This is a genomic window from Streptomyces sp. NPDC048600, from assembly GCF_055587025.1.
This window is the reverse complement of record NZ_JBVJGZ010000001.1, coordinates 112,153-133,771: the sequence shown is the minus strand read 5'-3', so window position 1 is coordinate 133,771 and position 21,619 is coordinate 112,153. Positions and strand designations below refer to the sequence as shown.

Annotated in this window: 21 protein-coding genes; 7 read left to right on the top strand and 14 right to left on the bottom strand. The window is 69.4% G+C overall.

The genetic code is table 11. The features are described 5' to 3' along the window. Positions 1 to 228 precede the first annotated feature (228 nt). The gene (locus ACZ6SQ_RS00535) at positions 229 to 1,032 is read right to left on the bottom strand and encodes an alpha/beta fold hydrolase (protein WP_469554943.1); all 804 of its coding nucleotides are present in this window, start codon (positions 1,030 to 1,032) and stop codon (positions 229 to 231) included. A 138-nt stretch (positions 1,033 to 1,170) separates the two neighbouring features. Between ACZ6SQ_RS00535 and ACZ6SQ_RS00530 the strand changes: the two genes are divergently transcribed. Next, positions 1,171 to 1,782, top strand: coding sequence for a TetR/AcrR family transcriptional regulator (locus ACZ6SQ_RS00530; protein WP_469554941.1), 612 nt, complete (start codon positions 1,171 to 1,173; stop codon positions 1,780 to 1,782). A 536-nt stretch (positions 1,783 to 2,318) separates the two neighbouring features. Continuing rightward, positions 2,319 to 2,924: a dihydrofolate reductase family protein gene (locus ACZ6SQ_RS00525; protein WP_469554940.1), complete on the top strand. Its 606-nt coding sequence runs from the start codon at positions 2,319 to 2,321 to the stop codon at positions 2,922 to 2,924. Positions 2,925 to 3,432: 508 nt separating this feature from the next. Here the strand turns inward: ACZ6SQ_RS00525 and ACZ6SQ_RS00520 are convergent. The 3 genes from ACZ6SQ_RS00520 to ACZ6SQ_RS00510 all read right to left on the bottom strand — a co-directional run bounded on the left by ACZ6SQ_RS00520 (position 3,433) and on the right by ACZ6SQ_RS00510 (position 5,369). Further along, on the bottom strand, positions 3,433 to 4,476 hold the full coding sequence (locus ACZ6SQ_RS00520) for a PP2C family protein-serine/threonine phosphatase (RefSeq protein ID WP_469554938.1): 1,044 nt from the start codon (positions 4,474 to 4,476) through the stop codon (positions 3,433 to 3,435). A 232-nt stretch (positions 4,477 to 4,708) separates the two neighbouring features. Beyond that, entirely contained in the window at positions 4,709 to 4,948 is a 240-nt protein-coding gene (locus ACZ6SQ_RS00515; RefSeq protein WP_469555779.1) for a hypothetical protein, read from the bottom strand. 148 nt (positions 4,949 to 5,096) lie between these two features. Next, positions 5,097 to 5,369, bottom strand: a complete 273-nt coding sequence (locus tag ACZ6SQ_RS00510) for a hypothetical protein (RefSeq protein WP_469555778.1) — start codon at positions 5,367 to 5,369, stop codon at positions 5,097 to 5,099. A 288-nt stretch (positions 5,370 to 5,657) separates the two neighbouring features. On the opposite strand from ACZ6SQ_RS00510, the gene ACZ6SQ_RS00505 reads away from it, so the two are divergent. Continuing rightward, the gene (locus ACZ6SQ_RS00505; RefSeq protein WP_469554936.1) at positions 5,658 to 6,293 is read left to right on the top strand and encodes a hypothetical protein; all 636 of its coding nucleotides are present in this window, start codon (positions 5,658 to 5,660) and stop codon (positions 6,291 to 6,293) included. A gap of 442 nt (positions 6,294 to 6,735) precedes the next feature. Here ACZ6SQ_RS00505 and ACZ6SQ_RS00500 read toward each other — a convergent pair whose 3' ends face one another. Beyond that, positions 6,736 to 7,584 (bottom strand): S1 family peptidase, encoded by an 849-nt coding sequence (locus ACZ6SQ_RS00500; RefSeq protein WP_469554933.1) that lies wholly within the window; start codon positions 7,582 to 7,584, stop codon positions 6,736 to 6,738. 129 nt (positions 7,585 to 7,713) lie between these two features. Between ACZ6SQ_RS00500 and ACZ6SQ_RS00495 the strand changes: the two genes are divergently transcribed. Next, entirely contained in the window at positions 7,714 to 8,721 is a 1,008-nt protein-coding gene (locus tag ACZ6SQ_RS00495) for a LysR family transcriptional regulator (protein WP_469554930.1), read from the top strand. 37 nt (positions 8,722 to 8,758) lie between these two features. Here ACZ6SQ_RS00495 and ACZ6SQ_RS00490 read toward each other — a convergent pair whose 3' ends face one another. The 8 genes from ACZ6SQ_RS00490 to hppD all read right to left on the bottom strand — a co-directional run bounded on the left by ACZ6SQ_RS00490 (position 8,759) and on the right by hppD (position 17,378). Further along, on the bottom strand, positions 8,759 to 9,742 hold the full coding sequence (locus ACZ6SQ_RS00490; protein ID WP_469554927.1) for a LysR family transcriptional regulator: 984 nt from the start codon (positions 9,740 to 9,742) through the stop codon (positions 8,759 to 8,761). Positions 9,743 to 10,012: 270 nt separating this feature from the next. Continuing rightward, complete coding sequence (locus ACZ6SQ_RS00485) at positions 10,013 to 11,239, bottom strand: Glu/Leu/Phe/Val dehydrogenase dimerization domain-containing protein (protein WP_469554924.1); 1,227 nt, start codon at positions 11,237 to 11,239, stop codon at positions 10,013 to 10,015. Positions 11,240 to 11,312: 73 nt separating this feature from the next. Next, on the bottom strand, positions 11,313 to 11,951 hold the full coding sequence (locus ACZ6SQ_RS00480) for a CoA transferase subunit B (protein ID WP_469554923.1): 639 nt from the start codon (positions 11,949 to 11,951) through the stop codon (positions 11,313 to 11,315). A gap of 2 nt (positions 11,952 to 11,953) precedes the next feature. Next, the gene (locus ACZ6SQ_RS00475; protein ID WP_469554921.1) at positions 11,954 to 12,778 is read right to left on the bottom strand and encodes a CoA transferase subunit A; all 825 of its coding nucleotides are present in this window, start codon (positions 12,776 to 12,778) and stop codon (positions 11,954 to 11,956) included. After that, the gene (fahA, locus tag ACZ6SQ_RS00470) at positions 12,778 to 14,016 is read right to left on the bottom strand and encodes a fumarylacetoacetase (protein ID WP_469554917.1); all 1,239 of its coding nucleotides are present in this window, start codon (positions 14,014 to 14,016) and stop codon (positions 12,778 to 12,780) included. The genes ACZ6SQ_RS00475 and fahA overlap by 1 nt, the downstream gene beginning before the upstream one ends. Before the next feature lie 16 nt (positions 14,017 to 14,032). Further along, positions 14,033 to 14,893, bottom strand: a complete 861-nt coding sequence (locus ACZ6SQ_RS00465) for a hypothetical protein (RefSeq protein ID WP_469554915.1) — start codon at positions 14,891 to 14,893, stop codon at positions 14,033 to 14,035. 32 nt (positions 14,894 to 14,925) lie between these two features. After that, positions 14,926 to 16,131, bottom strand: a complete 1,206-nt coding sequence (locus ACZ6SQ_RS00460) for a homogentisate 1,2-dioxygenase domain-containing protein (RefSeq protein WP_469554913.1) — start codon at positions 16,129 to 16,131, stop codon at positions 14,926 to 14,928. 41 nt (positions 16,132 to 16,172) lie between these two features. Beyond that, on the bottom strand, positions 16,173 to 17,378 hold the full coding sequence (gene hppD, locus ACZ6SQ_RS00455; RefSeq protein ID WP_469554909.1) for a 4-hydroxyphenylpyruvate dioxygenase: 1,206 nt from the start codon (positions 17,376 to 17,378) through the stop codon (positions 16,173 to 16,175). A gap of 189 nt (positions 17,379 to 17,567) precedes the next feature. Between hppD and ACZ6SQ_RS00450 the strand changes: the two genes are divergently transcribed. The 3 genes from ACZ6SQ_RS00450 (at position 17,568) to ACZ6SQ_RS00440 (ending at position 21,197) form a co-directional block, all read left to right on the top strand. Then, positions 17,568 to 18,107, top strand: coding sequence for an Lrp/AsnC family transcriptional regulator (locus ACZ6SQ_RS00450; RefSeq protein WP_469554906.1), 540 nt, complete (start codon positions 17,568 to 17,570; stop codon positions 18,105 to 18,107). A 224-nt stretch (positions 18,108 to 18,331) separates the two neighbouring features. After that, on the top strand, positions 18,332 to 18,673 hold the full coding sequence (locus ACZ6SQ_RS00445; protein WP_469554904.1) for a hypothetical protein: 342 nt from the start codon (positions 18,332 to 18,334) through the stop codon (positions 18,671 to 18,673). 784 nt (positions 18,674 to 19,457) lie between these two features. Further along, positions 19,458 to 21,197 carry a M28 family peptidase gene (locus tag ACZ6SQ_RS00440; RefSeq protein ID WP_469554902.1) on the top strand — a complete coding sequence of 580 codons (1,740 nt, stop codon included), beginning with the start codon at positions 19,458 to 19,460 and terminating at the stop codon, positions 21,195 to 21,197. An 8-nt stretch (positions 21,198 to 21,205) separates the two neighbouring features. Here ACZ6SQ_RS00440 and ACZ6SQ_RS00435 read toward each other — a convergent pair whose 3' ends face one another. Beyond that, a complete protein-coding gene (locus tag ACZ6SQ_RS00435; protein WP_469554899.1) occupies positions 21,206 to 21,598 on the bottom strand; it encodes a YhjD/YihY/BrkB family envelope integrity protein in 393 nt (130 codons plus the stop codon). Between the last annotated feature and the right edge of the window lie 21 nt (positions 21,599 to 21,619).

Here is a 21,619-nt window from a genome sequence, read left to right as displayed (position 1 = left end):
GGGAGCGACCTGCTGGCCCGGGACACGGCAGGCAACCTGTACCGCCGGCCCGGCACCGGCACCGGCTCCTTCGTCCCCCGCGTCAGGATCGGCAGCGGCGGGCAGGCCTGCAAGGGCTTCCAGCCGCTCCTCGCGGTCCTCTGCCGTCACCGAGCGGACTGTCGGGACGGGAACTGGGGTCGGCGACGAAGCCGTCCAGGGATCTGCCCAGGCTGGCGAAGACTTTGCTCATGCCTCTTCGCCAGTGGTGAAGAAGCCGGTCAGGACGAGGGCGAGGAGCTCTGGGTCGATGTTGTGTTCCTGGCCGGGGAAGACGTGCAGGGTGAAGTTGTCGGCCAGTGCGGCGAGTTCCCGCGCGCCGGTGAGCATGTGCGGGGCGCCCGCGTCCCCGCTGCCGACGAGGACGGGTACGGTCACGGACCGCCAGCGGTCGGCGGGCAGCGGCCGGCCGGACATGGTGTCACCCATGACCTGGCCGTCATAAGGCAGGGTGCGGGCGGTGGCTTCCATACCGGTCCAGAAGGGGGACTGCCGCATCCCGGCGACGACCTCGGCGGGCATGCCCACGGCCGCGGTCATGAAGTAGGCCACGGCGTCGCCGTACGCCCCCTGCTTCACGAGGTCCGTCAGGTGGGCGACGTAGTCGGCGGGCAGCGGTGGGCGGCTGGAGTCGGTGATGAAGGGCGGCTCGTACATGGCAAGCCTGGAGACGGCGCTGCCCTGGGCTACGGCCTCCAGCGCCAGTACGGCGCCGGAGGACATGCCGAAGACCATCGCCTCGCCGCCCGCGCGCTCGATCAGGGCGTCCAGGTCCTCGACCTCCCGCTGTACGTCGTACGCCTGGCTGTCCCCGCTGTCGCCGCGGCCCCGTCGGTCGTACGTGATGACCGTGCAGTGCTCGGCCAGCAGGCCGGCGAGTGCGGCGGAGTCGCCGCGCGTCATGAAAGCGCCGCCGACGAGTACCACCGCGGGGCCTGAGCCCTGCTGCTCGTAGGCGATGGCCGTGCCGTCGGCAGAGAACACCCTGTCCATGAGGGACTCCATATGTCTGCGGGGTGCGCAGGGCTGGGGGCCCCGCACTTTCGGAACTGGACGGTACAGTACCCACGCGAGTACTGGTCAGTCCAGTACTCTTACGCCAGAGGGGGCAGACACATGGAGAAGGGGTCGATGATGGACAGCCGTTCGGCGCGCAAGCACGAGGCGATCCTGGAGGCCGCGACCAGCGTTTTCCTGGACAAGGGATACGCGGGAACGAGCATGGACGACATCGCGAAGCTGGCCGCGGTGTCCAAGCAGACCGTCTACAAGCACTTCTCCGACAAGGAGAAGCTCTTCGCCGACATCGTCCTGGCCACCACCGACCGGCTCGACACCACGATCGACCTGCTGGCCGACCTCCCCACCGACGAAGCCCACCTGGAAGAGAACCTGACCCGGCTCGCCCGCCAGTTCCTGACCGCCCTCACCGCCCCCCGAGTGATCCAGCTGCGGCGCCTGATCATCGCCAACGCCGACGTCTTTCCGGACCTGGGAACCGAGTGGTACGAGCGAGGCTTCCAGCGAGGGCTCGCCACGCTGGCAGCGACCTTCCAGCGCCTGGCCGACCAGGGGCTCCTCCGCATCGACGACACACTCCTGGCCGCGAACCACTTCTCCGGCCTGCTGCTGTGGATCCCGGTGAACAAGGCCATGTTCACCGGCAGCACCCAGCACACCGAGGCCGACCTCGACCGCTACGCCGCCGCCGGCGCCCGCGTCTTCCTCGCCGCCTACCGCTGACCACTGCCCCGGCCTCGCCGACTCACGCCCATCTGCCGGGTGACACCCGACCGCAGGCCACGCACCCCAGGCTGCGCCCCGCATCCAGTGCAAAAAGACGTCAGTGTGGCCGGTGGCGGCGTGGCGGTACAGGTTTTCAGCGCCCTGGCGGTATCCGGCCTGCTCCCGCATTCGGCCAGGAAGGCCCAGGCGAGACCGTCACCAGCATCCAACGGCGGCTCGAAGTGATGCCCGACGACGTACGGCGCCACCTCGAAGAGGCGTCCGCCGTGCCGCGCAAAGTCCGTGCCTCAGCGCCGACACCTGTCCTGCCCGCCTCCTCCGACCCCGCCGCCGTTCCCCATCGCGTGGAGATCGCTCCCCGACTGCATGCGCAGGGCAGTCATGTAGGGCTCCGGGCCCTCCGAAGCAGTGCCGCTCCGCCGACCTGATCGGCTGCAGCGTGATGGGTTTTCTCGTCGCTCCACGGCGCGGCCGATGAGTTTATGGCTCTCGGCCGGTCCAAGCTCGTGACACCCCAGGAAAGGACACCCGCCATGTCGGAGCTTCTCGTCGACTTCATCACCTCCCTCGACGGCCACGCATCGGGAGAGGGATGGCCCGGGTTCTGGGGCCTCGAGGGCCCTGAGTACCTCGCATGGCTCGGCGAGCAGCCCGAGGCCACGTACCTGATGGGAGCGAACACCTACCGGCTGATGTCGGGCTTCGCCGCAGGCGAGGTTCCGAACGGCCAGGACGAGTTCAGGCCCGAAGAAGAGGCGTCTGTCGACGAGCTCACGCAAGCGTCCAAGGTGGTGTTCTCCTCCTCGCTCGAGGAGCCATTGACGTGGGCCAACTCCACGCTCGTCCGCGACGACGCCGTCGAGGCGGTCCGCGCCATGAAGTCCAGTGGCTCGGGGCTCCTCAGCACGATCGGCAGCCTCAGCCTGTGCCGGTCCCTGCTTCGAGCCGGACTCGTCGACCGCTTCCGGGTCGTGATGTTCCCGGTGATCACCGGGGCCACGGGCCAAGAACGCATCTACGACGGCTATCCGGACGTTGCCCTCGAGATGATCGAGCACCGCACCTTCGACGGCCGCATCCAGCTGGTCGAGTACAAGCCCCGCGTGCTTGAGCACCCGCCGCTCGGCGTCCCTGCGTGACGTCGCCCCGTCCAGCGGTCTGGACGGCACCAGGGGCGCCGTCGGGCGCGCAGCAAGACACCGCCGAATCACCCAGGGAAACGAGGCGTGAGCCGGCATCTGATGCGAGCTGCTCATCGCTGTACGCCCTGGGCGGTGGCGCCCCTGGGCCGGGTGTCGTGGCGGTGGCATGCGTGTCCGGCAGGGCCAGGTACGTACCTATCCATCCGCTGGGCCTCAGTCCACGCCGGTGCACGTGCTCCGGCGAACGCATCAGGGACTGGCGACGTCGTGATGCACAGGTGGGGCGGGGAGGCACAGCTATGGTACGGCGCTCGCAGTTCCGCCGATGCCTGCCGCGCTCCCGAAAGGACCCGGCGTTCACCGTGCACGTCCCCGGAGGCGTTGTGGCAGCTCGAGGCTTCCGGTGCCGCCGCGGACGTCGTCGACGGCCGGGACATCGAGCTGTACACGCACTCGGCCGCCTGGCCGGCGACAGCAGGCCTGGCCACAGGGCGGACCGAAGCGGTCATCGCGCGGGCTCCGCCCTGCCGAACCGGTCAGCCAAGATCATCGCCACGTCGTCGGCCAGCTCCCCGCCAGTGTGGCTGATCAACGCCTGGTGGATCTTCTCCAGGAACTCCTCGGCCGCGGCGCCGCCATCGATGTCCTCGGCGGCCTCCGGCAGCGCGAAGAACTCGCCCGTGCGGTCGCGCGCCTCGATCACGCCATCGGTGTACAACAACAGACGGTCACCGGCGACGAAGGAGTAACTCTCCGGCTTCTCGGGCAGGCCGGTGACGAGGTCTTCGAGTCCGAGAGGCGGCGTCGGCAGGCTCGGTGTCAGCGGTGCGGCCCTGCCCTCGTGCAGCAGTAGCGGTGGAGGATGTCCACGGTTGACCAGCTGCACCACGGGATCGTCCGGCACCTGAGCGACAAGCGCCGTGACGAACCCTTCCAGCAGAACGTCCTGGCCGTACGCACCCGGCACCGCGACTTCCCGCCGCAGCGCGGCCGAGCAGCGGTTCATCACCTCCACCAAGTCCTCCTCGTAATGCACGGCCTCCCGGAACGCCCCCAGTGTCACTGCGACGGCCCGCACCGCGGACAGCCCCTTTCCCCGGACGTCCCCCACGATCATCCGGATGCCGAACCGTGTCTGCACGGCTTCGTACAGGTCACCGCCCACCTGTGCCCCCGTTCCGGCCGCGAGGGACAGGCTGGCAGCCCGCAAGGGGCCCAGGTGCTCGGGTACGGGCCGCAGCACGACGTCCTGTGCCGCCACAGCGATCCGGCGGACCTGGTCGAGTTCCCTCTGCCTGCGCTCCTGCATGGCGCGGCTGGTGATGAACCCGGCCACGGAGACCAGGATCAAAGCCAGGAAGTTGCTGTACACCTGCAGGGTGCCCCACGCCCCGTTGTAGGTCGCGGTGACCCCGCTGATCACCAGTGCCAGTGCCGCCGCCCCAGTGGTGCCCCCGGGGCCGAGCGTCACGGCCGCCAGCGCAGGCACAGCGGTGAGGAACGGACCGGTGTAGATGAAGTGCGCGGGTGTGAGTTCGAGGACCAGCACGGCCAGCGCGATCAGAAAGGGCACACACCGCATCAGTGTCAGAAGGCCCCGATCTCGACGGCCTGATCCAGACACCGGGGGTGAGCGCAGGAGCGACCTCATGCACCAAGCCTGCCTCGCCGGAGCCCAGGGCTCCACCCAGCCCACCGCCCTGAACAGCGCAGGGACCGGCTGGAGGAACGTACAGAGAACGCAGCCGTCCCAAGAGTTGGAAGCCGGCGTCTCCGCACACTTACGCTTGATCATCTTCCTTTCGCCATGTCGAGGACAGCAGCAGAAGCCGCACAGAGCCCGTCACGGGAACGGGCGCCAACCGCCCATTGCCCCACGAGAGGGGGTCGAGCGGCCCCGCCGCCTGTCGGACCTGACGCAGCGACAGCCGTTCGTTGCCGACGACGCTGCTCTCGTGAACATCCAGGGACTGGACGCGGGCGGTGCATTGGCCGAGGTGTTTGCCCTGGCGGTCGATCATCAACTCGGCGAACCTCGATGCCGTCGTCGTCGGCCCCGGCCCGCGCTACAGCTCCGGGCCGTCGAGGGCCAGAACGACAAGATCAAGATGCTGAGGCGGCAGATGTTCGGCCGTGCCAACGTCGACCTGCTCCGCAAGCGGGTCCTCCTCACTGCGCGAGGCCGTCCCTTGCCAACACGACGGCGAGCACCCAGCTCGCGCTGTTCCAACAGCCCAGCCACCGACGGCATTCACGACCCCCGGGCATCGACAGCACAACAGGCCACAACTCCCACGGGATCGCCGACAGGGTGAAGAACCAGGACCGGTCTGCTGCGACGATGTTGCCGGTACGCAGTTGCCCGTCGATGACGATGCTGCTGCGCAGCGATGGCTGCAGCCTGCGTGCGACAACGTTCCAGCCCTGCCCTAGCGTCTGCATGGTCCAGGCTGGCCTGGCTCGCCAGCAGTTCGCCGGCCGTAGTCATGGCGGCCCAGAAATCGGGCGGTGAGCCCTCGCCGGTCCCGGAACCGGGTTCTGGCGAAACGGAGGAAGATCTTCGTGAGCTCCCAGAGGCGCTTTCGCGCTCAGCTCGAGGCGAGCAGCCTCGACGCCGACGATCAAGTGCGACATCCGGTAGCGCGATACTGACGCACACCGCACGTGCGGCCCGGGGCCGGTCGCAGGGCCGACCCCGGGCCGCGCCACACCGGAGAACGGAGACACGCAGTGAGTTCCGGCGGGATCACATGGATAGCCGATGAGGACATCTCCTGGCTCGGCTACTACGTCAAGCTGGCCCGGGGCCTGACCGGCGAACAGCTCGCCGCCCGTCTCGCGGCCACCGGCGGCCCCGTACCGGTCCAGGCCACCACCGGGGCGCAGGCTGAAGAGCTCATCGACAGGCTCGACGCCGAGCGCGGCGAAACCGACAGCATCGCCGTCCGCTACGGCGACCACGCCGGCCTGGGCTTCGCCGTGGCCTACGGCCACTGGCCCTCCGTTCTCGGGCCCGCGTACCACGACGGGACATCCCGAGACGGGGTCCACGTCTTCGAGCTCTACTACGAGAAGCAGAACCCGAAGGTCCCGCCACCTGCGTTCGCCTACTTCCACGACGACCAGTACGTGTGCGGTTTCGATATGTTCATGCACACCTGGTCGCAGGAGATCACCGGCCCCGGCGCCGACCTCGTCCGCGCTGACATCATCGAGGCCGGAATCCCGGAGGAAAGGGAGAGGGACACAGCGCACCGTGCCTCTCTCGCCGTGCTGGAGCAGCGCTTCGAACTGGGGCTGCCGCGTGATCTGATCCTCGGCGCAGCACTGCCCACTGTGCTCGTCAGAGGGCAGCAGCCGCGATGAGCCGTCACCGTGCTCGCAGGCGGGCCCCCAGCGCTCCAGCCGGCTCGGGGCGCGCGCCCCGAGCCCGTGGTCTGGGTGCTTGAAGTGCCCTCGGCCGTGCATCACGCTGCTCCGACATCATCGTGTGAACCGGCTCGGCAGCAGGAGAGCAGCGAGGACACCTTGGACGAGGCACGGACCGGCACTCTCTGACGGTGAGAAGGAGTGATCTGTGCCGATCACTCGCATCACCGTTGAACCACTGCCCACCGATGCCCAGACGGCGATCACCGTGCAGTCGGGGCCGCTCCTCGCCATCGAGCCAGCCCACGGGCGGCGTCACTGAGCGTTTCCAACTTCAGTTCGCGCAGCGGCCGGCGTCTGCGGTAAGGCCCCGCGCCGACGGCTCCCGGCCGAGGGGGCCGCCACCCGGGAGTCGCCGACGCGGGACGGTGATGTCGGATCAGGAGCCGAGCAGGGCCCCGCCGGTGTTCTGGCTGATCCACTGGCGGTGGGCGGTCACATCGGTGTAGATGGTGGCGTTGCCGGTGCCGCAGGTACTGCCGTTCTGTCCGGCGCGGCTGGTGGCGCCGACCAGCTGCCAGCGGCCGGAGCTCCCGACGAGAGCGGGGCCGCCGGAGTCGCCGTAGCAGGCGGTGGCCTGCGGAGTGCCGTACACGCACAGCTCATTGGCGCCGTTGAAGCCCGCCGCGCACATCCGGTCAGGGTTGATCCGGGTGTCCAGCTCCTTCAGATAGCGGGGCGGCTGCTGCGAGCAGCCCTGCTGGGGACAGGTCTGCCCCCAGCCGAGCAGTCGCGTGGAGGTGCCTTCGGACGGCGAGCTGGAGGCGATGGAGACCGGCTGGTTCTGCACCTGGGTGCGCAGTTGCAGCAGGGCGATGTCGTTGCCACCGGAGACGTTGCCGGTGTAGCGGGGGTGGCGGATGACCCGCTGGACGGCGGCGGAAGTGCCCTGGGTGTAGTCGGCCGAGCCGATGCGCAGCTGGATCTGCTGGGCCGGGATCTGCCCGCCCTGCTGGCCGGTGACGCAGTGGGCGGCGGTGACGACCCACTGCGCGGCGATCAGGGAGCCGCCGCAGCCGTGGCGGCCCTGCTGTTGGAGGGAGGCCATGAACGAGTAGGTTTCGCTCGCCTGGCCGCCGCCGACGATCGGCTGGACGCCGGCGGAGGCGGGCGCGGCTGCCGTCTCGGGGGCGGGGACGGCGTGCGCGGTGGCGGCGGGGGCCGTCAGCGCGGCGCCGCCGAGCAGCAGGCTCGTGAGCAGACCGCGTAGGAGAGTGCGGGGAGACACAGGGATCCTCCGGGATGGGGGACAGGGGGAGGGCGGCTCCCGGTGTTCGCCACCGGGGGCCATCGGATGAACCCACTATGGAAATCCGGCGGCTTCCCCGGTAATCCCATCCTGCTCTAAGGTCCGCCTATGGCCCTGGAGTTACGGCAGCTGCGGGTGGTCACGGCGATCGCCGACGCGGGCAGTCTGACGGCCGCGGCGCAACGGCTCGGCATGGCCCAGCCGTCGGTGTCCCAGGCCTTGGCCCAGGCCGAACGTGCCGCGGGAGGGCCGCTGTTCCGGCGTGGCTCGCGAGGCGCGGTGCCCACTCCGTTGGGCGAGGCGGTCGTCGGGCACGCGCGTGCCGTGCTGGACGCCATGGATCAGATGGCCGCCGCGGTGGCCCGGCACCGGAAGGAGGACCCGCCGGCAACTCTGCGGGTCGGCTGCGCGCCGGGGCTGCTGGTGGCCCATCTGTCGGCGGCGGTGCCCCTGGTGGCCGGCAGCGATGTGCAGATCATCACCGCCGCCGGTACCGCCGGCCACCTCGCGGCGCTGGCCGCCGGGCGCACCGAGGCCGCCCTGGTCACCCACTTCCCCATGCCCGGGGAGACGGCGGGGGCAGTGGGCGGCACAGAAGGGGCACTGTGCGGAGCGGTCGTCGCTGTGGAGCCGCTGTTCGCGGGAGTCTCCGCCTTGCACCCGCTCGCCGCACGCCCCGAGGCCGACCTCGCCCAACTGGCCCGGGAGCGGTGGTGCCTGCCGCCCGGATCCGACGACGACCTGGGCGCCCAGCTGACCCAGGCGTACCGGCGGGCCGGGCACCCGGTGACGGTGATTGGCGCCGACTACGCGACGGCTCTGACCCTCGTAGCGGAGGGCCGTGCGGTGATGCCGATGATGCCGGGCAGCCGGACGGGCCGCGATCTGGTGCTGCTGCCGCTGCGCGGCGAACCCCTCACCATCGTCACGGTGCTCCACTGGCGGTCGGGCGGGCCGCTGCCCGAGGAGTGCGTACGGAGCCTCTGGGAGCATCTGGTCCGCGCCCAGCGGGACATCATCGAGGCGGCGCCCGTCTACCGCACCTGGCTGGCCGGCCATCCGTACTGGCGCACCACGCCTGAGGGCCCGGCAGCCGTGCACCGGCCACGCGGGTAAGGACGGCAATCGCCGTGGCTCGGGGACCGGTTGGGGCTCAGGCGCCGGTCGTGGCCGAACCCAGCCACCCCGGGTTGCGCTCCCACCACCCCGGTATCCGCCCGCTGTGCGGCAGAGCCGCGCGATAGGCGTCCAGCAGTCCCGTACGCATCCGTCCGGCGAACTCCCTGTCGGCCGGGCCGCCGTCGTGACGCCACAGCAGAATGTGCCGGGTACGGACCGGGCTGCCCCGCAACTCCCGGACCACCCCCGGTATCGGCGGTCCGCTGCTCAGCGCGTTCACTGCCAGGACCACGGGGCCCCCGCGGCGCATCAGCTGTGCCAGCAGCAGGGGTTCGACGGTTCGGACCGCCATGGTCGGATGGCCGGCCAGGCGGCATTGTTCGATCAGGTGCCGGTCGAACTCGTCGTCGCCGTTGACCGCCATCAGCCAGGTGGTCCCGGCCAGATCAGCGAGGTCGATCTCGGAGTGGCCGGTGAGCGGGTGGTCCTCGGGCAGTCCGACGAAGAGGGGCTCCCTTCCCAGCACGGTCATCCGCACCCCGGCGGGCGGAACGATCGGCCGGCCGGGGAAGTCCGTGTGAAGCACCAGGTCGACGTCCCCTTGCACCAGCGCGGCGATCGCCTCGGCGGAGGGGTCGAGCACCGTCAGTTCGGCGATGTCTCCGGGGAAGATGCTGGACGCCACCTCGTACATCATCAGGGCCAACGGCGTCGTCCGTACCCCCAGACGCAGCGAACGCCCGCCGGCCGCCGCGCGATGCCCCTCGACCACCCTGGCCAGCTCGTCAAGGCCGCGCAGCACCTCCACCGCGTAGGGCAGCAGGACCTCGCCCAGGGGCGTGGCGCGCGCGCCGAAGGGCCCTCGCTCGAAGACCGCCCCGCCCATCACGGCCTCGATGCGGCGTAGTTGGGCGCTCAGCGCCGGCTGCGAAAGACCCATGACGTGGGCCGCCTTGTTGAGGCTGCCGGCCGTGGCCACCGCCGTCAGGCACCGAAGATGCCGCGCCTCCAGATCCATGCCTGGAGTATGGGCGCGGCGCGCGCCAGAGGCCAGGTGCCGAACGGTAGTCGCCGGCTTTCGCACGGGACCCACGCGAGCCGCTCGCCCTTGCCGTACCAGTCAGGGACCATGCCCAGTGCCTCGCATCCAGGAATTGCGGTGTTCGCGACGTCCTCGGTTCGGCGGGGCGCGGAGGGGCACCGTGCAGAGGACAGTCGGGTGGCTGGAGGTGTGATGCCTGGCTGCGAGGTCCGGCCGTCGGAAGGGACGGGCGAGCGGACGCCGGACTCACAGGAGTTGGTCGAGAGCGATCTCGAAGGCCGTGTGGGCGACTCGGGTGCGGGCCTGGGAACGTGTGTGGCACGCACGCACCGCGGCGGCGATCGTGGATGACACGTCGTCGAAGATCGCCGCGTCGGTGATCTCGGCGTTGTCCTGCATCAGGAAGGCGAAGGTCCGGGCCATGCCGCAGTTCGCGATGAAGTCCGGAACGACGGCGACGGTGTGGTCCGCGTGTTCGTAGACCGGTCCGTAGAAGATCTCGTCATCGGCGAAGGGCACGTTCGCCCCGCTGGCGATGACTTCCAGGCCATGAGCCGTCAGACGGTCGACCTGGTCGCGGTCGACCAGGCGCGAGGCCGCGCACGGCAGGAAGATCTCCGCGCCCGTGTCCCAGATGGTGGAGTTGATGTCGTCGAAGGGTACGAGGCCGTCGGCTCGCAGGGTGTTGCCGTCCCTGGCCAGGAACAGTTCCCGGATCTCGGGGAGGCTGTATCCGCCGGGGTTGACCAGTCCGCCGTCGCGGTCGATCACTCCGACCACGCGCGCGCCGGCTTGCGTCGCGTAGTAGGCGGCCGCGGCTCCGACATTGCCCCAGCCCTGGACGATGACACGCTTGCCCTTGATGTCACCGCCGTAGGTTGCGTAGTAGCACCGCACCGACTCTGCCACGCCCCAGCCTGTGACGAGGTCGGCCACGGTGTACCCGCGCTTCGCGTCGGGGGTGAATCGCGGGTCCTCGACGACCTTGGACACGCCCTGGCGGAGCTGGCCGACGCGTTGGACGAGTTCCCGTGTGCCGCCGCCGAAGTGGCCGTTGACCACTCCTTCCTGCGGATGCCACAGGCCGTGGCCTTCTGTGATCGGCACGACCTCCTGCGTCTCGTCGACGTTCAGGTCACCGCCGGTGCCGTAGTACTCCTTCAGCAGGGGGGTGACTGCCTTGTACCAGCGGCGCAGCACCTCGTGCTTGCGGGGGTCGCGGGGATCGAAGTCGATACCGGACTTGGCTCCGCCGATCGACGGTCCGGACACGGTGAACTTGATCTCCATCGTCTTCGCCAGGGATTCGACCTCGCGACGGTCCAGTCCCTGGCGCATGCGGGTTCCGCCGCCGGCGGCGCCACCGCGCAGGGAGTTGATCACGACCCATCCCTTGGCGGATGTCTCGGAGTCGTTCCACTCGAAGACGATCTCCGGTGCTGTCTTCTCGAATTGGGCAAGCAGGGTCTTCAAGGCTTCTCTTTCCAGGGCGGGCAGGGAAATGGGGGAGGGGCAAGGGGCTGCACGTGAGGGAGCTCGCGCGGGGTCAGCCGAGGCGGACGGCGAAGTCCGGTTCCGTCAGGCTCCGGACCTCGTCGACCGTGACGTCGGGGGCGAGTTCGCGCAGGGCGAGCCCGGATGCGGTGACGTCGAGGACGCAGAGGTCGGTGATGATCCGCTGGACGACGCGGCGGCCGGTCAGCGGCAGTGAGCACTCGCGCACGATCTTGGCGGTGCCGTTCCTGGCGGAGTGCTCCATGAGCACGATGACCTTCTTGGCCCCGTGGACGAGGTCCATGGCCCCGCCCATGCCCTTGACCATCTTGCCGGGGATCATCCAGTTGGCGATGTCGCCGTGGGCCGAGACCTGCATGGCGCCGAGGATCGCCATGTCGATCTTGCCGCCGCGGATCATCCCGAAGGAGGTCGCCGAGTCGAAGAAGGAGGCGCCCGGGCGCAGGGTGACCGTCTCCTTGCCGGCGTTGATCAGGTCGGGGTCCTCGTCTCCTTCGTAGGGGTACGCGCCGACGCCCAGGATCCCGTTCTCCGAATGCAGCACGATCTCGGTGTTGTCGGGGATGTGGTTCGGTATGAGTGTGGGCAGGCCGATGCCCAGGTTGACGTAGGCGCCGTCAGTGAGTTCCCGGGCGGCGCGGGCGGCCATCTGTTCTCGGGTCAAGGGCACGGTCACGGCCTCCTGTCGTGTGGGGCGTTGCCTGCCGCGCACGGCGCTTGCGCATCGGGGCGCTTCCTGCAGGTTCGCTGCTCGATGCGTTTGTCCCTGGCCTGTTCGGGCGTGAGCGGCAGGACGCGGTGCACGTAGACGCCGGGGACATGGACCGCGTCCGGGTCCAGTTCCCCGGGCTCCACGAGATGCTCGACCTCGGCGACGGTGATGCGTCCGGCCGCAGCACACAGCGGGTTGAAGTTCCGGGAGCTCTGACGGAAGACGAGGTTGCCGTGGCGGTCGCCCTTCCAGGCCCGGACGAGGCCGAAATCGGCGACGATGGCCTCCTCCAGCAGGTAGCTGCGGGTGATCCCCCCGACCTGGAAGTCCCTGGTCTCCTTGGGCGGGGAGGCCACGGCGACGCGGCCGTCGGGGTGATAGCGCCAGGGCAGGCCGCCGTCGGCGACCTGGGTTCCCGCGCCGGTGAGCGTGTAGAAGCCGGGGATGCCCGCTCCTCCCGCCCGCAGCCGTTCCGCGAGGGTGCCCTGCGGGGTGAGTTCGACTTCCAGTTCACCCGCCAGGTACTGCCGCGCGAACTCCTTGTTCTCGCCCACGTACGAAGCGACGACCCTGCGTATGCGGCGGTCGCGGAGCAGGATTCCGAGGCCCCAGTCGTCCACGCCGCAGTTGTTGGAGATGATCTCCAGGCCGCCCACACCCGCTTCGTGCAGGGCTCGGATCAGCACACTGGGGATTCCGCAGAGGCCGAAACCGCCGACCGCCAAGGACGCCCGGTGGCCGATCCCGGCGATGGCTTGGGAGGGATCGGAAACGACCTTGTCCACTATCGGGTCTCTTCAGGGGCGGTTGCCGTCCCGGACGCGGGGTTGTGTTCCGGATGGGGCAGTACGGTGCCTCTGACCTCGCCCAGACCGACGCGTGTGCCGGCCGGGCCGGGAGCTGTGGCGGTGATGACCACTTCGTCGCCGTCCTCGAGGAAGGTGCGGCGGTTTCCGCGCACGGTGAGGGGTTCGAGACCGTTCCAGGTCAGCTCGATGAGGGAACCGCGGCTTTCCCTGGTGGGGCCGCTGATGGTTCCTGAGGCGAAGAGGTCCCCGGTGCGCAGGCGGGCGCCGTTGACCGTCATGTGGGCGAGTTGCTGAGCGGCGGTCCAGTACATGTGGGCGAAGCCCGGCTCGCTGATCGTGGTCCCGTTGAGGGCGACGTCGAGCTGTACGTCCAGTCCCCAGGGGGCCTCCTTGCTGTCGTCGAGGTAGGGGACCGGCTTCGGATCACGTGGTGGTGGAGCGACGCGTGCCTGTTCGAGAGCGGACAGCGGCACGACCCAGGGCGAGACCGACGTGGCGAAGGACTTGCCGAGGAACGGCCCGAGCGGGACGTACTCCCAGGCCTGGATGTCGCGTGCCGACCAGTCGTTGACCAGGCACACTCCGAAGACGTGACGGTCGAAGTCGCCGAGGGTGACTGCCTGTCCCATGGCTGTCGGCACACCGACGACGAAGCCGAGTTCGGCTTCGATGTCGAGCCGAAGGCTGGGCCCGACGGTGATGTCTGCTGCGCCGCTGCGCCGCTGTCCGCGGGGACGGATCACCGGAGTGCCGGACACCACGACGGTTCCGGCCCGTCCGTGATAGCCGATCGGCATGTGCTTCCAGTTGGCCGTCAGAGGTTCGGAACCTGGCCGGAACATCCGTCCCAGATTGGCGGCATGGTGCTCGGAGGCGTAGAAGTCGGCGTAGTCCGCGACCGTGAACGGCAACAGCATCGACACATCGTGGGTGGGCAGCAGGAACCGGGACACGGACTCCTGGTGCGCCACGTCGCCGAGCCACTCGGTGACCGCGGCGCGGACGTGGCTCCAGGTCGCCGGACCGGCCGCGAGGAGCCGATCCAGTGATCCCGCGGCGAAGAGGTCCCTGTCCGAGGTCGCCAGCGCGGGCCAGGCCGCTGTCAGATCGAGGATGTGGTCCCCGATCGCGACACCGGCGTGCGGCAGACCGTCAGGCCCTGTGAACGAGCCGTAGGGCAGGGTCTGGAGTCCGAAAGGGTGATCCTGACGCATGGGCACCCATGAGCCGTCAGGTCGTGCGGCCGGGTGAGCCGGCATGTCGTTCCTTTCCGATGAGTCCCAGCGCGCCGAGGTCGGCCACGGGTTCGTCGATGCTGCATGTGCCGAAGGAGGTGAACGACGCCCGTGCGGGGGTGAGGAGGGCCGGCGTACAGACGGATCGGACACTGTCCGCCGTTCTTTCAGCCAGCATGTCGGCGACGGCGCGTTCGTCCGCGCCGTCGCCGGCCGCAGCGGTGGCCGCCAGTGCGTTGAGAAAGCCGTGATGCTCGAACCCGGTGACAGGGTCGGTGTGGCGAACCGCGTGATGCAGGCCCGCGGTGAGCTTGAACGGAACTCGCGCCCGAACTGCCTGCACCAGGCCCTGGGCCAGTGCTTGCTCGCTGGGGAACGCTCCCGGCTCAGTACCTCCCGTACGGAACTTGACGTGCCATCCGGCCTCGGCCACCGCGTGCACGGCCGAGGTCACATCCCTGTCGAGGCCGACTTCGGCGTAGACGGTGACGGAGCCGGGCAGCACGGCCGCGAGGGAGGCCGGCCAGTGGTCGGAGTCCGCGGATCCCGGACCGAGCTCCAGGGCCTCCAGACGGACTCGCGGGTGGGCACGTACGGCGGCCAGCGTCTCGGGCAGCGCCTCCGGCTCCCGGACCACCAGGGACAACGCCAACGGATGCCCATGCCCGGCCAGTTGATCGGCCAGTTCGCGCCACTGGCGGTCCGCGCAGACGAAGAGCCCCACCATGGGGCCGTACCAGGCCGTCCGATGCTCGAAGTGACGCGCGACCGCCGAGGGCATGGAGGCGCTGCCGGGCGGGAACAGCGCCGCGTCGTCGAAGAGTCCGCGGAAGTGTCCCGGTGGAGCCTCCGTCACGGGAGCTCCGGCCGCAGAGACGGGCAACGGCGTCATGACGACACTTCCTCCCGAGACCAGGACCAGGCGTACACCCCGTCGTCGGCGGCCTGGCCCGCCTCACCGAGTTCCAGCGGCCGGAACGTGTCGACCATGACCGCCAGCTCGTCGAAGAACTCGGCTCCGAGGCTGCGCTCGACGGCGCCCGGCTGAGGTCCGTGCGCGTGACCTCCCGGGTGCAGGGACACCGAACCGGGGCCGACTCCGGATCCCTTGCGGGCCTCGTAGTCACCGCCGACGTAGAACATCACCTCGTCGGAGTCGACGTTGGAGTGGTAGTACGGCACCGGGACCGCCATGGGGTGGTAATCCACCTTGCGGGGCACGAAGTTGCAGACGACGAAACCCGCTCCCTCGAACACCTGATGGGCCGGCGGCGGCTGGTGGATACGCCCGGTGATCGGTTCGTAGTCCGCGATGTTGAACGCGTACGGGTAGAGACACCCGTCCCACCCGACGACGTCGAAGGGGTGGTGCCGCATGACGTGCACCGTGCCCGCGATGCCGCCGGGACCGGATCCGGGGTGCTTGATGTAGACCTCGGCGTTCTCCTCCTCCACCACACGCGGTGCGGCCGGCACCCGCAGGTCGCGTTCGCAGTACGGGGCGTGCTCCAGGAACTGTCCGTACCGCGACAGGAACCGCCTCGCGGGGGTGATGTGGCTGTTCGCCTCGATCACGTACAGCCGGAGGGGGTGCGGACCGTCGGGTACCCACCGGTGCGTGGTGGCCCGGGGCAGGATCACGTAGTCGCCGGCTCCCACTCGGAGGTCGCCGAACACGGTTTCCACCGTTCCGGAACCCGACTCCACGAAGACGCACTCGTCGCCGGTGGCGTTCCGGTACAGCGGAGAGGGACGGTCGGCAAGCACGTAAGAGATCCGCACGTCACCGTTGCCCAGGACCAGCCGACGGCCCGTCACCGCGTCCGCGGAGTCCCCTCCCCGCCCGGGAAACAGGTCGTGGAGCTTCAGATGCCGTGGAAGGAGGGGCGTGTTGGGGACCGTCGAGTGGTCGGGCAGTTCCCAGGGACGTGCGTCGACGAGAGCCGACGGAATACCGACGTGGTACAGCAGTGAGGAGTCCGAGGAGAAGCCCTCCTCGCCTATCAGTTCCTCGTAGTACAGCGTGCCCGCCGGGCTGCGGTGCTGGGTGTGACGCTTGCGCGGGACGTTCCCGACGCTGAGGTAGTGAGACATCAGCTGCTCCTTGCCAGGGGGTCGTCTCGTGATCCGGGCCGCTAGAAGTTCCCGCGCCGTTCCTGCTCGCGCTCCAGGGCCTCGAACAGCGCCCGGAAGTTGCCCTTCCCGAAACCGAGGGAGCCGTGGCGCTCGATGAACTCGAAGAAGACCGTGGGCCGGTCACCGATCGGCTTGGTGAAGATCTGCAGGAGGTAGCCGTCCTCGTCGCGGTCGACGAGGATGCCGCGCCTCTGCAACTCCTCGATGGGTACACGGACTTCGCCGATACGGGCACGCAGCTGCGGGTCCTCGTAGTAGGAGTCCGGGGTGGCGAGGAACTCGACGCCCTCCGCGCGCAGACAGTCGACGGTGCGCAGGATGTCGTTGGTCGCCAGAGCCAGGTGCTGGGCGCCGGGGCCCTGGTGGAACTCCAGGTACTCGTCGATCTGGCTCCTCTTCTTGCCGACGGCCGGCTCGTTCAGCGGGAACTTGACCCGGTGGTTGCCGTTGGCCACCACCTTCGACATCAGCGCCGAGTACTCCGTCGCGATGTCGTCTCCGATGAACTCCGCCATGTTGGTGAAGCCCATGACACGGTTGTAGAAGTCGACCCACTCGTCCATACGGCCGATCTCCACGTTGCCCACCACGTGGTCCAGGGCCTGGAACAGACGCTTCGGCGCGTCCGGACGCTTGGTGTAGCCCGACGTCCGCGCCACATAGCCGGGCCGGTAGGGGCCCTGGTAGCGGGAACGGTCCACCAGACTGTGCCTGGTGGTGCCGTAGGCGGCGATGGCCGCCACACGCAGCGTCCCGTGCTCGTCGGTCACATCGTGCGGCTCCTCCACCACGACGGCGCCCTGGGCGCGGGCGTGATCGACGCAGCGGTCGACGTCCGGTACCTCGAGAGCGATGTCGGCGACTCCGTCTCCACGGAGGCGGTGGTGCTCGTGCAGCGGACTGTCGGGGGCGACACCGCCCTTGAGGACGAATCGCACGGCGCCGCTCTTGAGTACGTACGCGTGGTGATCCCGGTTGCCGGTCTCCGGTCCCGAGTAGGCGACCAGCTCCATGCCCAGCGCCGACTGGAAGAAGTGCGCGGACTGCGTGGCATTGCCGACCACCCACTCCACGGCGTCCCACCCGGTCACCGGAAAGGGGTCGGCCGAGTCGTCGTACGAGACGAGACCGACCAGCTGCTTCAGCTCGTCGAGACCGAGGTCGGCCAGACGCTCCTGGTCGGTGAGGTACTGCTCAAGGCTCATGGTTCCTCCGTTGTCCGGGGCCGACGATGCGGCGAGCGACGTGCGGGAGTATGAGGCCATGAACGGGTCGGTGTGCAACATGCCAAGTGCTTACTGATCAGGGTGCTCATTTCTGCTACTAAAATTGTGCAAGTGCTATACAGGCTGCATAGCTAATTCCATCGTGATCGAGAACAAGGGTGGCCGACTGTGTTGGACGAACTGGATGTGGCTCTGCTGAAGACGCTCAGGGATCACCCCCGTGCGGGGCAGCTGGAAGTGTCCCGGCTGACCGGTGTGGCGCGAGCGACCGTGCAGTCCCGCATCCAGAAACTGGAGACCGCGGGCGTTGTCACCGGCTACGGGCCTGACATCGATCTGCGGGCAGCCGGCTACACCGTGCAGGCCTTCGTGACGCTGGAGATCGCACAGGGAGCCCTGGAAGCGGTCCAGGGGGAGCTGGAAGGACATCCCGCCGTCGTGGAGGCGTTCGCCACCACGGGAGCGGGTGACGTCCTGTGCCGGATGGCCGCCCGCAGCCAGGAAGAGCTTCAGCAGGCGCTGCTGGACATCACCCGCTCACCGAACATCGCGAGATCCATGAGTGTGGTGATCCTCTCGACGGTGGTCGAGCCACGTTCCCTTCCGCTGCTCGAGGCCCACGCACGCGCCGGGGGACGGGCCCCGGGATACCGCCGTGCCGATCGCTCGCCGGGTGGGAAGCGTGATGCGGAGGACGGGCAGACCTGAGGGCATCCCGCGCGCCGCCGTCGACCGGCCGCCGACGGCGAAGCCGGGCACGTAGCCGACGGGCCTCACGGTCGGCGGTGCCACGCTCGAAGAGACCACCGCAGCGCCCGGACCACGCGTCGGCTGCGCCGAACAGGAGTCGCGGCACCTGTTCGGGCACCCCGCCGACCGCCTGACCGGCCCTGCTGTCCGTCAGGAGACCGGCCGGCACAACACCATGCTGCGTGGCGCCGGACCGTACCGGCACCTGCCGCATGCTCGACCAGGCGCGCGATGCCCTGCAACGGGCCGACCCCGAGGGCTGCCGGCCGGTGTGGCTCCTCGCCTCCTACGACGAGGCGGAGCCGAACTCACCCGTGCACTCGGCCCTTCTCGCCCTCGGCGACCCGCCGACCGCCGAGTCCCACGCCCATCGCTGCCCAGCCGGCCCGCGGCCCCACCTGCGCCGGCCCCAAGCCGTCACGACCACGCGACTCGCACCTGCCCAACTCGCCCAGGGCGAGCTCGAAGCCGCCAAGGTGGCCACGCCACGCGCTTCATCCCGGGATGGAACACGGGGTGCCTGACCGGCAGGAAGCCGTCTGGCACCCTCGGCGGCACACAGGCCGACTCCTCCTGCCCGTCTTGCGGCACGTCCCGGATCAGGATGCTTCCGTGCGGCCCAGTCCGATCCTGTGATGGGCCGGATTCCGAGCAGTACGAACTCCTCGCAGGCGAACACTCGGTCGGGGAAACGGTCCAGGACCTCATCGATCCGGTCCGGCTTCGCCGACGTGCCGAGCATTCACGAGGCACCGCGCCCGGCGCTGGAGCTCCTGGCATAACTGGCGTCTTATGCCGGCCGAGGTATCCCTGATTGGGCATGTGCACGTTCATACTCGGCGCGATCGCTCCCCTCCACCTCTGAATGGAGCAGACGTGCAACGCGCCAGTCCCAACCAGCCGGCTCGCCCCGGCTGTCGGCCAGCCGTCGGGGTCCGCCGAGGCGATCGGTCTCCACGGCACCTACGGCACCTACGGCACCTGCAGCCACCACGTCCGGTCCCGCGACGTGTTCGGTCCCCGCACGCTACGCCTGAGCGGCCCCGTACCCCCTCCCGGTGATTCCTGACCGTCGCCGGACGGTTGGTCCGGCGCTGTCCCCGGACAACTCCTCGGACGCGGACAGACCCCGGACAGACCCCCGCGCGGGCTCCCGTCGGCCCACCTGACGGCCGCGACCTCCCGGTTCCCGCCCCGGGCCGCATTCGGTCCTGGGCCCTGGCGCGCCTCGCCGGTCCTCGAAGCCACCCGTCCCTTCGTGAACCGCTCGCCCCACCGGCACTTCCCCACTCTCCACGAGGAGCCACAGTGCTCAAAGAACCTTCCAGAATCATCGCCGTCGGCCTCGTCCTGGCCGCCGCCCTCGGACTGCCGGCTCTGCCCGCGCAGGCGGCCACCGACACGACACCGGCCACGACGGCCACGGCCGTCGCCGTCGCCGCGCCCGACATCGACGTCGCCAAGGTGCAGGCACACCTGACCGAGCTGAACGCGATAGCCACCCGCAACGGCGGAAACCGCAGGGCGATCGGCCAGGGCTACCGCGACTCGGTCGCCTATGTGAAGGGCAAGCTCCAGGCGGCCGGTTACACGGTCACCGAACAGGCCTGCACGTCCGGCTGCACCAGCGGCGCCGGACCGAACCTGATCGCCGAATGGCCCCAGGGCGACGCCTCGAAGGTCTACATGTTCGGGGCCCACCTCGACAGCGTCTCCTCCGGTCCCGGGATCAACGACAACGGCTCCGGCAGTTCGGCGCTGCTCGAGGTCGCACTGAAACTCGCCGAGACCCGGCCCACGATGGCCAACCGCGTCCGCTTCGGCTGGTGGACGGACGAGGAACAGGGCCTCAACGGATCGGACTTCTACACCCGTTCACTGTCGTCGGCCCAGCGCACGGCGATCAAGGCGTACTACAACTTCGACATGATCGCCTCGAAGAACGGCGGCTACTTCATCAATCACATCGGCTCCGCCGCCGCGGCGCCGATGAAGGAGTACTGGGACTCGCTCGGCCTTCAGCCGGAGGAGAACACCGAAGGCGCCGGCCGAAGCGACGACTACTCCTTCGAGAGCGTCGGCATCCCCACATCCGGCTACGCCATGGGCGCCAGTGCCCGTAAGACGTCCGCGCAGGCGGCCAAGTGGGGCGGCACGTCGGGCGCCGCGTACGACGCCTGCTACCACTCCTCGTGCGACACCACCGGCAACATCAACGCCACGGGGCTGAACCGCAGTGCCGACGGCGTCGCCCATACCCTGTGGAAGCAGGCCGTCTCCAGTGCCGTCGACGACTTCTCGATCTCGACGAGCCCCGCCTCCGGCAGCGCCGACCCCGGCACCTCGCTGACCACCACGGTCAGCACCGCCACGACCAACGGCTCCGCCCAGACCGTGAACCTGTCCGCCTCCGGAGTACCCGCCGGGGTGAACGTGGCCTTCAGTCCTGCTTCGGTCACTTCAGGAAACTCCTCCACCGCGACGGTCTCGGTGGGCTCCTCGGTCGCGCCCGGCACCTACACGCTGACCCTGACCGGCACCGGATCCACCACGCACACCGCCCAGTACGCCCTCACCGTCAAGGGCGCGGGCGGCTGCACGCCCACCCAGGTCATCACCAACGGCGGCTTCGAGAACGGCGTGTCACCGTGGACCGGTGACACCGGCTCGATCGGAGCCTTCTCCGGCCAGTCGGCGCACAGCGGCACCAGATACTCCTGGCTCGCCGGCTACGGCTACGCGGCCACCGACACGATCAACCAGACCGTGACCGTCCCCGCAGGCTGCACCAGGGCCACGCTCACCTACTGGCTGCACATCGACACCGAGGAGACGGGCACGACTCCGTACGACCGCTTCCAGATCAAGGTGAACGGCACTGCCAAGTCCACCCTTTCCAACGCCGACGCGGCGACCGGCTACCAGCAGCGCACCCTGGACCTCAGCGGCTACGCCGGTCAGCAGATCACCCTGACCTTCACCGCCACTGAGGACGCCAGCCTCAAGACCAACTTCGTCCTCGACGACGCCGCCTTGACGACCGGCTGATCCGTCCGTCAGCACCGGCAGGCCCGGGGGAGCAGTGAGACATCGCCCTCCCGGGCTCCGGTTCGCGTCAGCATGGCCTGGGCCGGCACATCGTAGTGGCGGGCGGTTCGATCCGGCGGTCGCTCAGGTCCTTGGAACAGTGTTGTGCCGGGGAGCAGGGTCAGCAGCGTGAGCGCGGTGAGGATGGTGAGCGGGGCCTTCTTCCAGAGCGGGCGGCGGTCCGTGACACCGTTCATCGCATGCAGGGCACGGCGGAAGACGCTCAGATAGCTGGAGGCCGACCACAACGCCCCGACGGTACCGAAGGCGGCCAGCTGCCGGGCCGAGGCCTCCTGTTGGGACATGCTCTCCAGCGCGCTCAGCACGGCGGGACGTGCCTGCCCGCGGACGACGGCGGCCACCAGTCACGCCGCCCCCGCACG

Bases quoted from the DNA above. Each gene is read 5' to 3' on its own strand.
- ACZ6SQ_RS00535 (WP_469554943.1), bottom strand. From the start codon at position 1,032: ATGGACAGGGTGTTCTCTGCCGACGGCACGGCCATCGCCTACGAGCAG.
- ACZ6SQ_RS00530 (WP_469554941.1), top strand. From the start codon at position 1,171: ATGATGGACAGCCGTTCGGCGCGCAAGCACGAGGCGATCCTGGAGGCC.
- ACZ6SQ_RS00525 (WP_469554940.1), top strand. From the start codon at position 2,319: ATGTCGGAGCTTCTCGTCGACTTCATCACCTCCCTCGACGGCCACGCA.
- ACZ6SQ_RS00515 (WP_469555779.1), bottom strand. From the start codon at position 4,948: ATGATCGACCGCCAGGGCAAACACCTCGGCCAATGCACCGCCCGCGTC.
- ACZ6SQ_RS00510 (WP_469555778.1), bottom strand. From the start codon at position 5,369: ATGCAGACGCTAGGGCAGGGCTGGAACGTTGTCGCACGCAGGCTGCAG.
- ACZ6SQ_RS00495 (WP_469554930.1), top strand. From the start codon at position 7,714: ATGGCCCTGGAGTTACGGCAGCTGCGGGTGGTCACGGCGATCGCCGAC.
- ACZ6SQ_RS00490 (WP_469554927.1), bottom strand. From the start codon at position 9,742: ATGGATCTGGAGGCGCGGCATCTTCGGTGCCTGACGGCGGTGGCCACG.
- fahA (WP_469554917.1), bottom strand. From the start codon at position 14,016: ATGCGTCAGGATCACCCTTTCGGACTCCAGACCCTGCCCTACGGCTCG.
- ACZ6SQ_RS00460 (WP_469554913.1), bottom strand. From the start codon at position 16,131: ATGTCTCACTACCTCAGCGTCGGGAACGTCCCGCGCAAGCGTCACACC.
- hppD (WP_469554909.1), bottom strand. From the start codon at position 17,378: ATGAGCCTTGAGCAGTACCTCACCGACCAGGAGCGTCTGGCCGACCTC.